Genomic DNA, 14488 nt, shown 5'->3' with positions numbered 1-14488 from the left:
AGATCCGGGCCAAGCGCCTGTCCTTCGGGATCGGGAGATGGAAGAGCCCGCCGGGCTCCCAGGCGATCTCGTAGGGAAGAAGGGCGACGATGCGCCTCTCGTGCTCGCTCGGCTCCCGGTCCAGCGGCATCCGGGCGACCCGGAGGATGAGTTCGCGCAGCAGGGCCGAGACCCGGACTAGGCGCGGTGCGTCCGGAAATGCGGCGGGACACGCGTCCGGGGCGACGTAGAGCGTCCGCAGGGAGACGTGGCAACGGGCGACCATCGCGTGGGCGATCCCGGCCGGCATCCAGAGGGCTCGCTGCGGTGGGAGCAGCCAGAGTCCGTCCGCCGTCGTGACCTCCATGACGCCGGAGGTCGCGTAGATCAGCTGCGCGCGTCCATGGACATGCGGAGGGACGCGGGAGCCGGCTGGAAACTCCTTCGGCATCGCCGCGTAACCATGCGGCGATGCTTCATAGTCCCGCGGGTCGGTGCTCTTGAGGTCCATGGTCCGGTTCTCTCCGCGCCAGGAGCCGCTGGACGAGGACCCTCCATTCCGAAGATCCCCGCGCGTCGACCATTTACAGACGGAGAATCGCGTGGGCCTCGGCCGGGCTCGCAATGTCGCGCCCGACGATCCTGGCGATGGTTACGACACGCGCGACAAGTTGTTCGTTGCTCGCCGCCAGCTCCTCGGTGGCGGACTCATGCTTGGCGGTGAGAGACCTGGCGATGAGCCGCGATCACAGAAGCTGTCCCAGGATAACGGTCCTGCCTCTGTCCGGCGTCACGGTGTCGGACATCTACGGCTTCAGAACGGACAAACCGAGGCGAAAGCTTTGCTGCGGCACAGGGGTCTTGCGCACTTGCAGTCCGCATGGGGATTCTCAGGTCGCTGCTCGTTGAGCCCACTTCGCCGACACGTCTGTCGCGTTTCGGGACATGCGAGGCGGCGCACATTCAGCTACGTGAACGTACGGAACTTCGAACAGCGCGCATTCGTGCGGCTCGATACCGTGGCTGACGCTGATCCGCCCCAGGCGAGCCGGGCTATTCAGGTTCAGCGGCCGGGCTTCCGGCCTCACCGCGCCCCGCCACTCCGCCGGCTCCGGCGCTCGGCCTTGCGGGTCGCGGTCTCGCGCAGGTGCTGCTCGATGGCGTCGTTGGCCCGCCCGCGCATGTGGCGGATGGCGTCCACGTCGCCGAACGTCTCGGGGAAGCGCCGCGACAGCCACAGATAGGCGCTGGCGAGCTTCACGGTCCGCTCTTGGTAGTCGAGCTCGCCCGCGAGGTTGCCGCGCAAAGCCGGGACCGTGAGGCCGGCGGCCCGCGCTTGGCACCAGCGCTCCAGCAGGCCCATGGCGATCTCGTCGCGCCGGTCGATCGGGCAGACTGAGAAGGCGAACTTCTCCTCGATCGGCAGCCGGGCCCGGTCGACGGTGCGGGCGACGTCGAGCACCTCCTCCAGGGCCGAGGGCTGGAACGGCGAGCCCGCGTAGAAGGTCGCGCGGGCGAAGTGGGTCAGCACCTCGTAGAGGCTGTGCGTGCGCATCTCCTCGGCCACCGAGCGGATCGCCCCGAGATCCGGGCGGACGAAGAAGCGCGTGTCGGCCGCCGGCGCCGTCGGGGCGCCCGAGAGGGCAGTGCGGATCGGCTCGGCGGCGTAGGGGTCGGTCGCCGCCACGTAGCCGACATCCTGGTGGCCGTAGCGGCCGGCCCGGCCGGCGATCTGCCGGATCTCCGAATGGGTCAGCGCCCGCTCGGCGGTGCCGTCCCACTTGCGCACCGCCGAGAACACGATCCGCTTCAGCGGCCCGAGGTTGAGCCCCATGCCGATCGCGTCGGTGGTCACCAGCACGTTGGCCTCGCCGGAGCGGAAGCGCGCGGCCTCGGCCCGGCGGACCTCCGGCGACAGGGCGCCGTAGATCGTCGCCACCCGGTGACCCCGCGCCACCAGGATCTCGCGATTCTCGTGCACGGCCCGGCGGGAGAAGGCCACGACCGCGTCGCCGGCCTCGACTTTCTCCAGGGGCACCGGCTCCTCCAGCAGCAGGAGCGGCGACTTGCGGGTGAACGGGATCACCTCCAGGGACTCGTTGGCCGCCTCGGCGGCGCGGCGGACATACGACAGGGCGTCGTCGGAGCCGCAGACGATCACGGTCTTGGCGGCGACGCCGAACAGCGCGTTGGTCCAGGCCCAGCCGCGGTCGGGATCCGACAGCATCTGGATCTCGTCGATCACCGCGACGTCGATGGGTCGGGTCAGGTCGGCGGTCTCGATGGTGCGGGCGGTGTGGGTCGGATTGGCCTCGCCCAGCACCTCCTCGCCGGTGATCATGCCGGCGCGCAAGCCCCGCTCGCGCAGGGTCTCGTAGTTCTCCAGTGCCAGGAGCCGGAGCGGCGCGAGGTAGGCGCCGGTCTCGGCCGCTGTCAGGTGCTGCAGGGCCGCGTAGGTCTTGCCGGAATTGGTCGGCCCCATGTGGAACAGGATCGTCCGGTTGAGGCGCCGGGCGGCGGTGAAGCGCTCGATATAGGCGCCGAAGCCGACCTGATCGCGCAGGCGGCGCAGGCGCGAGCCCTCGCGCGCCACCGCCTTAGCGTGCCGACGCACCGGCGTGAGCGTGTCGTTGAGGCCGCGGGCGAGTTTCGGGCCGTAGGTGAAGACCCGGGACCGGAGCGAGCGGTCCATGTGGGCGATGTAGGCGGCGGCGTCCGCGCCGACCTCGCGCAGGTCGGCGAGGAGCTGCGCCCGCAGCTTGTCGACCGGCTTGTGCAGGGCGCGGGTCGCCTGGAGCGCGGTCCGCGCCACGGCCTCGCGCAGGGCTTCCAGGCGGTGGGCCGGGTCGTTCCGGGCGGCCATGCGGGCGAGGATCTCGGCCGCCTCCGGCTCGGGGGCCATGTCGAGCCGCAGATCGAGGCGACCGTTGTCGAGGAGCGGGATCTCGGTCCGGATCAGCCAGGTGATGCGGTGGTCCTTGGTGACCACGGCCCGAAGGGCGGGGATCGCCTTCCGGATCGCCGGGATGCCGGTCTCCGCGAAGGCCCGGGCGGCCTGCATCTCGCGGAGCGCGCGGGCGACGCGCTCGTCCTCCACCTCGGCGCCGTAATCGGGCAGCTCGAGATGGGCGAGCAGCCGGTCGAGATCGACCGCGTCCGGGGACAGGCCGAGCCGGCCTACGGATTCGATCAGGCTCTCGATCGTCGGGCGGAGACGCTTGCGCGCCATGCGGTCACCTTCGGCAGAAGCGTCTCACGCAAACCCTGACGCGGTCGGGGGCGTTCCGGATCCGATCCATGCGCGGAACCGCGCCCGGACGCCACTCCGAAACCGTCCTTGCGCGCGCAGCGAAGCAATCCAGCAGCGCCACGAGTCCCAACGTTGCGCGACACTGGGTTGCTTCGCTGCGCTCGCAAGGACGGGATCTCACGGTTGCCGGGCCGCCTCGGCGAGCCAGCCGCAGAAGGCCCGCACCGCCGGATCCTCCGCCCGGGGCTCCGGGACGTAGGTGTAGTAGCTCCGTGCCGGCAGAGACGGGCCCGCGAAGGGCAGGGTCAGGCGGCCGGCCGCGACGTCGTCGGCGATCAGCCGCTCGGGCCCCATGGCGACCCCGAGCCCGTCGAGGGCGGCCTGAAGGGTCAGGTAGAAGTGCTCCAGCGTCACCGTGGCCTGTGGCGCCAGGTCCGGGACGCCCGCCGCGCGCAGCCAGTCCGGCCAGACCCGCGGAAGCGTTGCCGCGTGCAGCAACGTGTGCTGCCGGAGCTGCTCGGGCCGTTCGAGCGGGAGCCGCCGTAACAGGGCGGGGCTGCAGACCGGGATGCGCCGCTCGGACAGGAACGGCTCCGCGCGATGGCCCGGGCGCTGATCCGGACCGCCGCGAATGGCGACATCGAACGGGTCCGCGAGCTGCGCCAGGGGAACGTTCGAGGTCGTCAGCCGCACCTCGATCGACGGGTTGGCCCTCTGGAAACCGGACAGGCGCGGGATCAGCCAGCGGAGGGTGAAGGTGGCGAGCGCGTTCACATGCAACAGGCGCGGCCGGCCGCGCTCGGCTTGGCGGGCGGTGGCGAGGGCAATCCGGTCGAGGGCGGCGCCGATCTCGGTGGCGTAAGCGCTGCCCGCCTCGGTGAGGACCACGCGCCGGTTGTGGCGCTCGAACAGCGGCAGGCCGAGCCAGCCTTCCAGCATCTGCACGTGCCGGCTGACCGCGCCGTGGGTGACCCGCAGCTCGTCGGCCGCGCGCGTGAAGCTGCCGTGCCGGGCGGCCGCCTCGAAGGCTTTCACGGCGTTGAGCGGCGGCAGGCGTCGGTGCACGGGTCAGGTTTCCTCACGCGTGTGTCAGCATAAGTCGTTTGTCAGCCACGGACCAGGCGGCCATCCTGTGACGGAACCACGAAGGATGGCTGGATGTCCGTCGCGTCCGATCTGACCGCGTCTTCCGAACCTGTCTCCCTGCCGGACGCCCGGCGCACGCTGGTGGCCACCGGCGTCAATCACGCCCTGCACGACGGCTACACCGACCTGATCTACGTGCTGCTGCCGGTCTGGCAGGCGGAGTTCGGCCTCGACTACGTGGCCCTGGCGTTCCTGCGCTCGCTCTACAACGGGGCGCTGGCAGCGCTGCAGATGCCGGCGAGCCGCCTCGCCCAGGCGTGGGGCGCCCGCACCGTGCTGGTGCTCGGCACCGTGCTCAGCGCGGCCGGCTACGCGATCGCCGGCGCCTCGGGCGGGCTCGTCGGGCTCGGGATCGGCCTCCTGCTCGGCGGCGCCGGCAGCAGCACCCAGCATCCCCTGGCGTCCGCGGTGATCGCCCGGGCCTACGGTCCCGGGGCACGAGGCCCGCTCGGCACCTACAACTTCACCGGCGACCTCGGGAAGGCGGCGGTCCCGCCCGTGGTCGGCCTCCTGCTGACTCTGACGGGCTGGCGGCACGCGCTCTGGGTGATCGCCGGGGCGGGGCTCGTGGTCGCGCTGGCGGTCGGGCGCCTGCTGCCGCGTGAGCCGCAGTCACGCGGAGGCCGTGCGGCGGCCGAGCGGCCGGCCGGCCCTTCCGCGGGCGGCGCGGGGAGCAGACTCGGCTTCCGGCTCCTCGTCGCCATTGGCATGCTCGACAACGCCGCGCGCCCGGCCTTCCTGCTCTACCTGCCGTTCCTGCTGCAGGAGAAGGGCGCGGCGCTGACCACGGTGGGCCTCGCCCTGTCGCTGGTCTTCGTCGGCGGCGCGCTAGGCAAGGCGGTCTGCGGGCGCCTCGGGGCGCATCTCGGCGTAACCCGGACCGTGATCCTCACCGAGACCGGGACGGCGCTGGCGATCCTGGCGGTGATCGTCCTGCCGCTGGCCCCCGGGTTGATCCTGCTGCCGCTGCTCGGCGTGATGCTGAACGGCACCTCGTCGGTGCTCTATGGGACGGTGCCGGAGCTGGCGCCGGGGGGCGCGTCGAGCGGGCCTTCGCGGTGTTCTACACCTGGACCCTCGGCGGCAGCGCGCTGGCGGCGCCGCTGCTCTACGGAAGGCTCGGCGACGCGGCCGGCCCGCACTGGGCGGCGGTGGCGGCGGCGGGGACAGCGCTCGCCGTGGTGCCGCTGATGCTGGCCCTGGCGCCGCGTCTCGGGACGGAGCGGCAGCGGGCTTGAGGCCCGGGATCCGCGTTCACGCGACCGCGCCTCAGACCGACAAACCCGTCAGGCCGGGCTCGCCTGCGGCGCCCCGGAAAGACGTCGTGCCCTTCCGGACACGGCGTCAGAGGCAGCCCAGGGTGCTGACCCGGACGGCCTCCGACCGGCCGTCCACCGCGATGTCGCGGATCGCCTCCGGCGTGACGCGCGCCGCCCGGTAGACCGCCTCCGACACCACGGCCACGCAGCCCAGGGTCTTGGTCAGGCCCTGCAGCCGGGACGCGACGTTGACGGTGTCGCCGAGCGCTGTGAAGCGGGCGTCGGTCGCGTCCCCCATCTCGCCGACGATCGCGGGGCCGGCATGCACGCCGACGCCGTAGCGCAGGATGTGCTCCAGATCCTCCGCCAGCAGCCGGTTCAGGGTCTCGACGGCGTCGGCGATGCCGTCGATCGCCCGCAGCGCGTCCCGGGCCGCCTGCTCGGGCTCGGTCTCCAGGCCGAACAGGGCCAGGAGCCCGTCGCCGAGGAACTGGTTGGTCGAGCCGCCGGCCTCCCGCACGGCATCGCCGACCGCGCTGAGGAAGCGGTTGATGATGAACACCGTGTCGTAGGGCAGGCGCTCCTCGGCGAGCCGGGTCGAGCCGCGCAGGTCGACGAACATCGCCACGATGAAGCGCTCCTCGCCGGACTGCGCCCGGTCGAGCAGGTCCGCCTGGCGCATCCGCGGCTGCGGCGGCAGCAGCGGCACCACCGCCATGTCGGTCTCCGGCCGGAACTGGCAGGCGAGGCGCACCCCCGGACCGGCCGCGATGCGCTCCAGCACCGCCCGCTCGGTGCGGCCGGGCGCCGGCGCGCCGTCGCTGCCGTCCGTCACCCGGATCCGGCAGGTCGAGCACCGGCCGCGGCCGCCGCAGACGCTGGCATGGGGAATCCGGTTGCGCCGGCTCGCCTCCAGGACGCTGGTGCCGCGGGGCACCCGGACCACCCGCCCGTCGGGATAGCTGAGCCGGATCGTCCCGCGCTTGACCTCCGCGAAGGTCCGCGCCCCCCGCGCCGCGATCACCGCGCCCAGGAGGGCCGCGTAGGTCAGGAGCATCCGGTCCCGGATGCCGGCGAGCCGCGCCACCTGATCGGGCAGCCCGACATGGACGGGCTTGAGCGCCTCCGCGCGCCAGGCCGGGTCCTGCGCCAGGGCCAGGATCATCCGGCCGCCCTGCGCGAAGCCCAGCAGCGCCAGGACCGGCACCAGAACCGCCAGCGCCAGCAGCCAGGGCGCCGCACGCGCGAAGGCGGGCTTAAGCCGGAGCCAGAAATACAGCCCCGTGCAGCCGTGGATCCAGGCGACGACCAGGACGGCGACCTGCATCAGGCCGAGCGGCGGCGACGCCACCCAGAAGGCGTAGAGTTCCTGCGCGTAGCCCTTGTCGAGCCCCTCGGTGGCGAAGGAGATCCGGGTCCCGACGATGTGGCTGATCAGCAGCGGCGGGATCAGCAGGCCGGAGACGAGCTGCAGGGCCTCGGAGGGCCGCCAGCGGAAGAAGCGGGCGGCATAGAGCGCCTGGAGCCCGAGGAGCAGGTGGACCAGGAGCGCGCCGTAGAGCAGCGTCAGCCCGAGCGGGTTGAGCCAGAGCGCGGAGGCGAGGCTGAGTCCGTCCTCCATGGCGTCGAGGGAGATGTTGCCCAGCGCGTGATTGCTCAGATGGGTGAGCACGTAGCCGAACAGGATCAGTCCGCTCGCCAGTCGCAGGCGGCGCAGGGTCAGGGGCGACCGGGACCGCGCGGCCGGCGTGGCCCGCCGGGCCTTCGCGGGATCCTCGGTGAGCTGTCGCGTCGCGATCGAGGCTGTGCGCATCGTGCTGGGAGATCCGATCGGATCGGCCATGGGCCCGCAATTCGCCGACCCTGGTACCAGCAAGACTTCCGGCGCGTCCGATTTATTTCTCTCCGGGCCCTGTTTGCCGGCCGATGTCGGCCACCGATCCGGTCTCGCCCGCGAAGGCGGCCCGGAACTCGTCGGCGAGGGCGTCGGGCCGGTCGATGTAGCGGGCCGAGTGGTGGAACGGCACCGCCCGCCGCGCCCCCGCCGCCCGGGCGAGCGTCCCGGCGCGGGCGGCGGTGAGGTGCCGGGTCCGCGTCCCGGCTGCCCGGTCCGCCTCCAGGAACACCGCCTCGATGAACAGCTCGTCCGCGCCCGCCGCCAGGGTGAGGATCCGCGCGGCGTTCTCCGGCGTGTCGGCCGTGTCGGTGATGTAGGCGACCTTCTGGCCCGGCCCGATGCGGAACACCTCCGCGCCGAGGTCGCCGAGGGGCAGGGTCCGGTCCTCGCCCACCGGCACGGGGGTCTCGGGCGGCAGACCCCGGCGGGCGGCTTGCTTCGCCGCCCCGAGCCAGGGGCCGGGCGCGAGGCCGAGCCGCTCCAGCGCCCCCTGCCAGACATTCACCCGCACCGGCTCGGTCAGCGCGAAGGCGAGCGACGGGATGCCGTGATCGAGTTCCGCCGCCTCGATCCGGAACGCCTCCTCGGCGAGCACCCGCCCGGGCCCGAACTCCGACGGCGGCATCGGGCGCGTCGCGAACTGCTCCCGGGACCGGAACGCCGCCCCGCGCGCGAGATGGCCGTCGACGAACTCCTCGACCTGGATGCGGAAGTCCGGCGAGTGGGAGCCGAGCAGGTTCCAGGTATAGGCGTGCAGCCGGTTGGCGACCCGGGCGATGAAGCCCTCCGGCCCCACGAGGCGCAGGGGCTGCGGACGATGCAGGCACACCCGCAGCAGGCGATCGAAGCCGGCAAAATGATCCATGTGGGCGTGCGAGACGAAGACGTCGCTCACCCGCATCAGCTCCCGGGCCGAGAGCGCCGCGACGTCACCGAGATCGAACAGCAGGGCCCGGCGCGCGTAGCGGAAATCGAGATAGAGGCCCGGATCCGAGAACGGGTCGTTGACGAGGCGGGCTTGGACGAGGTGGCTCACGCCCGTCAACGCACCGCGCGGCGTCGCCGTTCGGCGCGGTGTCCCTCGGCCCTTCTCTGGGCCCGCCCCCGGGGCCCGGCAGCCGCCCGTGTCACCTGCCCGGGTCGAGCGCCGACAGGACCTCGTCGGCGGCCCGCAGCCCGGATTCGTAGGCGCCGCGCACGGTGGTGAAGGCATCGGGGGAGGTGGCCTCGCCGGCGAAGAACAGGCGGCCCTCCACCGGCGCCGCCAGGGTCGCGCGCTGGCCGGCCGCGCCCGGCCGGGCATACGCGTAGGAGCCGCGCACCGATGGGTTCCGACCCCAGCGCGTCACGGTGAGGCAGGACGCCCGCCGGCGGAATGCCGCGCCCAGCAGCCCCGCGAGCTCGCCGAGGGCGAAGGCGGCCGCCGCGTCGCCGGCGCGCTCCAAGTCCCGGGCGAGGGCGCCGCCGAAATACCCCTCGATCACCGGCCGGCCGAAGGGGCGCAGGTGGTAGGCGCCCGTGCGTGCGCTGCGCGGGTTGCCGATCAGGTGCCCGTCCGCCGGCAGCGCCTCGGGCGTGGCGAGGTGCAGGAACACCTTGTTGGCGAGCCCGAGCGGCAGATCCTGCGCGGCCGCCATCTTGTCGGTCAGCGCCGGCGCGAAGCGGAGGCCGCCCTCCGCCAGGACGTTGGTCGAGACCGTCACGATGACGGCGCCGGCCTGGAGCGTGCCGCGCGGGGTCTCCAGCCGGACCGGGCCGGCCCCGCCATGATCGATCCGGGTCACCGGCGTGCCGAGCGTCACCGGCAGCCCGGCGCCGTACGCCGCCACCGCGCGCCCGTAGCCCTCCGCCACGCGCCAGTCCGAACCGTGGACGCGGTAGCGGGCGGAATCGTGAAGCGAGAGATCCGCGAGTTCGGCACCGCTCACGTAGCCGCTCACCGCGTCGAGGAGCGGGTTCCACGGATTGCCCGGTTCGAGGAGGGCGGCGAGGGGGCGATCCACCGGATCCCGCGCCGCTGCCGCCTGCCGCGCCGCGAAGGCCTCGGCGGCCGCCGCGTAGGCCGTCTGGTCCTCCGGGGGGAATCCGAGATCGCGGTACTGCACATCCCAGGGGGCCGGGGTGCGGTCGACCTGCAGGCCGAGCGCCTCGGCGATCGGCAGCCAGGGGTTGCTCTCGGCGCCGTGCAGCCAGCCGCAGCCGAGGTCGAGGGGCGCGCCGATCGCGGGGGGCACGATCGTGCGGGCCCGCCCGCCGGTGCGCTCCGCCGCCTCGAGCACGCGGATCCGCAATTCCGGCCGCCGCTCGGACAGCCGGCGCGCCGCGGCGAGGCCCGCGGCGCCCGCGCCCACGATGGCGACATCCGCCGTCTCGGAAGTGCTCAGGTCCCGACGCCTCCCCCGCGCGATCGTGTCCGTGTGGTGGGTTCAACCCGAGGGACGCGGTGCGGGTTGCCGGATCGGGAGGCCGCTTCCTCCCGTCTCGATCATCGCCTTCCCATCCCGGGGCCGCGCAGCGGGGTCCGGACCCGGAAGGGCACGCCGGAGGCGGGCAATCCAGGGCCGCCGGCGCGCCAAGGTCTTGCACGCTCTGCATTTCCGGGTTCCGGGCGCGCCTGCGGCGCCCCGGAACGACGGGGCGGATGCGCGGGTTGCGGGATCGAGCAGCCCGACCCGGAGAGCCGATGCTGGACACGTATTTCGCCCGGAGCGCCGCCGCGGTGGCGCCCGACCTGATCGGTGCCGGGCTGTTCGTTGGTGAGGCCGGCGGTATCATCGTCGAGACGGAGGCCTACGACCGCACCGACCCGGCCTCGCACAGCTTCAATGGTCCGACGCGGCGCAATGCCAGCATGTTCGGACCGCCCGCCCACGTCTACGTCTACCGCTCCTACGGGATGCACTGGTGCCTGAACCTCGTCTGCGAGCCCGGCAGCGCGGTGCTGATCCGGGCGATCGAGCCGACCCAGGGGCTCGCCGCCATGCAGGCGCGCCGGGGCACGGCGGAGCCACGGCTGCTCTGCGCCGGCCCCGGCCGCCTCGCCCAGGCGCTCGGCATCACCGGCGCGATGGACGGAGCGCCCCTCAGGCAGGCGCCGTTCCGCTTCGAGCCCCGCACGGGGGCGGCCGAATTGGTGAGCGACCGGCGCATCGGGATCACGCGCGGCGCCGAGACGCCCTGGCGCTTCCTCCTCGCCGGCTCCCGGTTCGTCAGCCGGCCGGCCCGGCGGGCCATATCCGGGACGCCCCTTCCACCCTGACTCCGGGACGATCCATGCTTCGGACTTCACGCCGGCGGCGGCACGAAGCTCCGGCGGCGTATCCGCCGCCGCAGATCTGTCTTCGCGCAGCGGAGGGCTCGTGCTGGTCCCGCCGAAGCCGCGGGAACTTGGGCCCGCAGCCGAGGTTCCCCGGTCGTGGATGATGGAGCCGCTGCATGCTGGCGATGAACTACCGTGGGCCCTACCGCGTGCGCGTCGATCGCAAGCCGGTCCCCATGTGCGAGCATGTTGAGGATGCGGTCATCCGGGTTACGCGGACCTGCATTTGCGGATCTGATCTTCACCTATACCATGGAATGGTGCCCGATACCCGCGTTGGCATGACGTTCGGCCACGAATTCACGGGCGTTGTTGAGGAAGTCGGCTCGGGCGTGACCAACCTCGCCGTCGGCGACCACGTGCTGGTCCCGTTCAACATCGCCTGCGGCCGCTGCCACTTCTGCAAGCAGGGGCTGTTCGGCAACTGCCACGAGGCGAACGCGCAGGCGACCGCCGTCGGCGGCATCTACGGCTACTCGCACACGGCCGGCGGCTACGATGGCGGCCAGGCCGAGTACGTCCGGGTGCCCTACGCCGATGTCGGCCCGTGCAAGATCCCCAAGACGATGGACCTCGACGACGCGGTGCTCCTCACCGACGTCGTGCCGACCGGCTATCAGGCGGCCGAGATGGGCGGGATCCAGCGCGGCGACACCGTCGTGGTCTTCGGCGCCGGACCGGTCGGCATCATGGCGGCGCGCTGCGCGTGGCTGTTCGGGGCCGGCCGGGTGATCGTCATCGACCATGTCGAGTACCGGCTCGACTTCGCGCGCCGCTACTGTCCCGCCGAGGTCTACAATTTCCGCTCGATCGGGGATCCGGTGGTTTTCCTGAAGAAGACCACCGATTCCCTCGGGGCCGACGTCTGCATCGACGCGGTCGGCGGCGACGCCGCGGGGAGCGCCCTGCACACCCTGATGGGGACCAAGCTGAAGCTCGAGGGCGGCTCGGCGGTGGCGCTCCACTGGGCGATCAACTCGGTCAAGAAGGGCGGGATCGTCTCGATCGTCGGGGTCTACGGGCCGACCGGCAACCTGATCCCGATCGGCAATGTCCTGAACAAGGGCATCACCATCCGGGCCAACCAGGCCTCGGTGAAGCGCCTGCTGCCGAAGTTGATCGCCCATATCGAGGCGGGCCGCTTGAACCCCAAGGAACTGATCACCCACAAGGTGCCCCTCGAGGAGGCCGCGGATGCCTACCACCTCTTCTCGGCCAAGCTCGATGACTGCATCAAGCCGGTCCTCGTCCCCCCGACGGCACGCGCGTGAGGAGAGGGCGATGAGAAACCGTCCGATCGATCCGTCGACGGTCCCGGGCTGGGGCGTCGACGCGGATCCGCAGAACGATCCGACCTACCCAATGCGCGACATCACGCGCGACGACAGCCGGGGCATGAACTGGACGCGCCCGCCGCAGCAGCGGGCGCGCGTCGAGGTCCTCACCTCGATCGAGTACAACGCCCGGCCGGCGGTCGTCGGCACGTCGACGCCGCCGCGCGGCGTGAGCGGCGTCATCCGCCGGCAGGCGTTCCGCTACAGCGAGTCCCAGTGGGCGCACTGGCTGATGCTGATGGCGGCCGACCGGGTGAACGTCGTCGAGGGTGTGGTCGGCGACCTCGCGCGGGGCCGCGTGCCCAACGTCCCGGCCGAGATGGGCGCCCGGGCCGAGCTGGCCCACAACCGGTCCGGGCTGGCGGGCAAGCTCGCGCTCACCGGCGCGGCGATCGGGCTCGGGATCCTGGTCGCGCGCCTGGCCCGGGCCGAGCGCTAGGGCCGTTCCGGCCGGCGGTCCTGCAGCAGCGTGCGGATCCGGTCGCGGACGGCCTCTGCGACCGGGTTGTAGACGATCAGGCCGAGGTCGGGCCGGCCGTCGACCGCGAAGGCCGAGTATTCCAACTCGATCCAGCCCAGGACGGGGTGCCGGAGCCGCTTGACCCCGTCCCCGTGCGCGTGGACGTCGTTCTCGCGCCACAGGGCGGCGAAGTCCGGGCTGGTGCGGCAGAGCTCGTCCACCAGCGCGCCGACCTCCGACACGGCGCCGGCCCGGGCCGCATCCGCCCGGAACGTGCCGACCACGACCCGGGCCACGCTTTCCCAATCGTGCTGCGCCGCCCGCACGCGCGGGTCGCCGAACATGCGGCGCAGGATGTTGCGCTCACCGGGCGGGACGGTGGCCCAGTCGGTCAGCACCACGGCGGCGGCCGGGTTCCAGGCGACGACGTCCCAGGTCGCGGTCTTGACCAAAGCGGGGCTGGTCTCGAGCGTGTCGAGCAGCCGCTGCAGCCGCGGCGTGATTCCCGCGGCCGGCCTGTAGCGGACCTCCGGCGGCCGGCCGAGGGCCAGCATGAAGATGTGCTCGCGTTCGGGCTCGGTCAGCATCAGCCCGGTGGCGATGCGGTTGAGCACGTCCGCCGAGGGCGCGCCGCCGCGCCCCTGCTCCAGCCACGTGTACCAGGTCGCGCTGATGTTCGCGCGCTGGGCGACCTCCTCGCGGCGCAGGCCCGGCGTGCGCCGCCGCCCGGCGAAGCCGAGGGCAGCCGGATCGAGCTTGGCGCGCCGGTCCCGCAGGTATGTGCCCAGACGTGTCTCGGAACCGGCTGGCATCGCGATCCTGTTAGCCGTTATACCCGTATACGATCACGGCTTTAACAGGATGGACCGCGCATCGACACTGGGGCTCCCCAGTCAACGGACGCGATCCATGCGCATCTTCCTCACCGGCGCCACCGGCTTCATCGGCTCGGCCCTGATCCCGGAGCTCCAGGCGGCCGGGCACCAGATCCTCAGTTTCACCCGGTCCGACGCCGGGGCCCGGAGGCTCGCCGAGGCCGGGGTCGAGCCGCTCCGGGGCGACCTCACCGACCTCGACCGTCTGCGCGACGGCGCCGCCCGGGCCGAGGGCGTGATCCACACCGCCTTCGACCACGATGATTTCACGAACTTCGTCGCCAATTGCGAGAAGGACCGGCGCGCCATCGCGGCGCTCGGTGAGGCCCTGAAGGGGTCGGACCGGCCGCTCGTCATCACCTCGGGGATCGGGATCGGCTGCCCCGCGCCGGGCGTGCCGGCGACCGAGGACGTCTTCAACACCGCGCACCCGAACCCCCGCATCGCCTCCGAGTTGGCGGGGGCGGCCCTGTCGGAGGCGGGGGTGAACGTCTCGGTGATGCGCCTCCCGCAGGTCCACGACACGGTCAAGCAGGGGCTCGTCACCTACCTGATCGACTTGGCCCGCCGGACCGGCGTGTCCGCCTATCTCGGGGACGGGGCCAACCGCTGGGCGGCGGGGCCGGTCTACGACGTGGCGCGCCTCTACCGGCTGGCCCTGGAGGCGGGCGAGCCCGGCGCGCGCTACCACGCGGTCGCCGAGGAGGGGGTCCCGGCCCACGCCATCGCGGCGGTGATCGGGCGGGGCCTCGGGGTGCCGGTCGTCAGCCTGCCGCCCGAGGAGGCCGGTCATTTCGGCTGGCTCTCCGCCTTCGTCGGCCTCGACATGCCGGCCTCAAGCGCCTGGACGCGGGCCCGGCTCGGCTGGGCGCCGACCGGGCCGGGGCTGATCGCGGATCTCGAGCGGATGGATTACGGCACGGTGCGGGTTTAGAGCGCGGGGCAAAACCGCGATGAGGGGGTTGGGCG

At 72.7% G+C, this 14488-nt stretch carries 12 protein-coding genes and 1 pseudogene (1 of these 13 running past the window's edge); 5 read left to right on the top strand and 8 right to left on the bottom strand.

Features of this window, described 5'->3' with window-relative positions; translation table 11 throughout:
- The 4 genes from M6G65_RS24495 to gcvA form a co-directional block, all read right to left on the bottom strand.
- On the bottom strand, window positions 1-490 hold the 5' portion of the coding sequence (locus M6G65_RS24495) for an AraC family transcriptional regulator (protein WP_238199021.1). It extends 338 nt beyond the left edge of the window; only the first 490 of its 828 coding nucleotides appear in the window; it begins with the start codon at window positions 488-490; its stop codon lies beyond the left edge, outside the window.
- A 73-nt stretch (window positions 491-563) separates the two neighbouring features.
- Window positions 564-629: a hypothetical protein gene (locus M6G65_RS34095; protein WP_430929582.1), complete on the bottom strand. Its 66-nt coding sequence runs from the start codon at window positions 627-629 to the stop codon at window positions 564-566.
- 434 nt (window positions 630-1063) lie between these two features.
- Window positions 1064-3208: a helicase-related protein gene (locus M6G65_RS24490; RefSeq protein WP_250103003.1), complete on the bottom strand. Its 2145-nt coding sequence runs from the start codon at window positions 3206-3208 to the stop codon at window positions 1064-1066.
- 198 nt (window positions 3209-3406) lie between these two features.
- The gene (gcvA, locus tag M6G65_RS24485) at window positions 3407-4294 is read right to left on the bottom strand and encodes a transcriptional regulator GcvA (RefSeq protein ID WP_238199023.1); all 888 of its coding nucleotides are present in this window, start codon (window positions 4292-4294) and stop codon (window positions 3407-3409) included.
- A gap of 93 nt (window positions 4295-4387) precedes the next feature.
- Between gcvA and M6G65_RS24480 the strand changes: the two are divergent.
- Window positions 4388-5613, top strand: a pseudogene (locus M6G65_RS24480) (MFS transporter).
- Window positions 5614-5719: 106 nt separating this feature from the next.
- Here M6G65_RS24480 and M6G65_RS24475 read toward each other — a convergent pair.
- From M6G65_RS24475 to M6G65_RS24465, 3 genes are all read right to left on the bottom strand, one after another.
- Window positions 5720-7447 carry an adenylate/guanylate cyclase domain-containing protein gene (locus M6G65_RS24475; protein WP_238199025.1) on the bottom strand — a complete coding sequence of 576 codons (1728 nt, stop codon included), beginning with the start codon at window positions 7445-7447 and terminating at the stop codon, window positions 5720-5722.
- Between the two features lie 82 nt (window positions 7448-7529).
- Window positions 7530-8567, bottom strand: coding sequence for a ribonuclease Z (locus tag M6G65_RS24470; RefSeq protein WP_238199026.1), 1038 nt, complete (start codon window positions 8565-8567; stop codon window positions 7530-7532).
- 91 nt (window positions 8568-8658) lie between these two features.
- Window positions 8659-9882 carry a flavin monoamine oxidase family protein gene (locus M6G65_RS24465; RefSeq protein WP_250103002.1) on the bottom strand — a complete coding sequence of 408 codons (1224 nt, stop codon included), beginning with the start codon at window positions 9880-9882 and terminating at the stop codon, window positions 8659-8661.
- A gap of 332 nt (window positions 9883-10214) precedes the next feature.
- Here M6G65_RS24465 and M6G65_RS24460 point away from each other — a divergent pair, with 332 nt between their 5' ends.
- From M6G65_RS24460 to M6G65_RS24450, 3 genes are all read left to right on the top strand, one after another.
- On the top strand, window positions 10215-10790 hold the full coding sequence (locus tag M6G65_RS24460; protein ID WP_238199028.1) for a DNA-3-methyladenine glycosylase: 576 nt from the start codon (window positions 10215-10217) through the stop codon (window positions 10788-10790).
- A 176-nt stretch (window positions 10791-10966) separates the two neighbouring features.
- Window positions 10967-12121 (top strand): zinc-dependent alcohol dehydrogenase, encoded by a 1155-nt coding sequence (locus M6G65_RS24455; protein WP_250103001.1) that lies wholly within the window; start codon window positions 10967-10969, stop codon window positions 12119-12121.
- 10 nt (window positions 12122-12131) lie between these two features.
- The gene (locus M6G65_RS24450; protein ID WP_250103000.1) at window positions 12132-12623 is read left to right on the top strand and encodes a hypothetical protein; all 492 of its coding nucleotides are present in this window, start codon (window positions 12132-12134) and stop codon (window positions 12621-12623) included.
- Here M6G65_RS24450 and M6G65_RS24445 read toward each other — a convergent pair.
- The gene (locus M6G65_RS24445) at window positions 12620-13456 is read right to left on the bottom strand and encodes a helix-turn-helix transcriptional regulator (protein ID WP_238199029.1); all 837 of its coding nucleotides are present in this window, start codon (window positions 13454-13456) and stop codon (window positions 12620-12622) included. The genes M6G65_RS24450 and M6G65_RS24445 overlap by 4 nt on opposite strands.
- Before the next feature lie 97 nt (window positions 13457-13553).
- On the opposite strand from M6G65_RS24445, the gene M6G65_RS24440 reads away from it, so the two are divergent.
- Window positions 13554-14453 (top strand): SDR family oxidoreductase, encoded by a 900-nt coding sequence (locus M6G65_RS24440; RefSeq protein ID WP_238199030.1) that lies wholly within the window; start codon window positions 13554-13556, stop codon window positions 14451-14453.
- Window positions 14454-14488 lie beyond the last annotated feature (35 nt).

The organism is Methylobacterium tardum (assembly GCF_023546765.1).
In the GTDB taxonomy this organism is placed as follows: domain Bacteria; phylum Pseudomonadota; class Alphaproteobacteria; order Rhizobiales; family Beijerinckiaceae; genus Methylobacterium; species Methylobacterium tardum.
The sequence above is the reverse complement of the archived record's forward strand: the minus strand, read 5'-3'. Positions and strand labels throughout refer to the sequence as shown.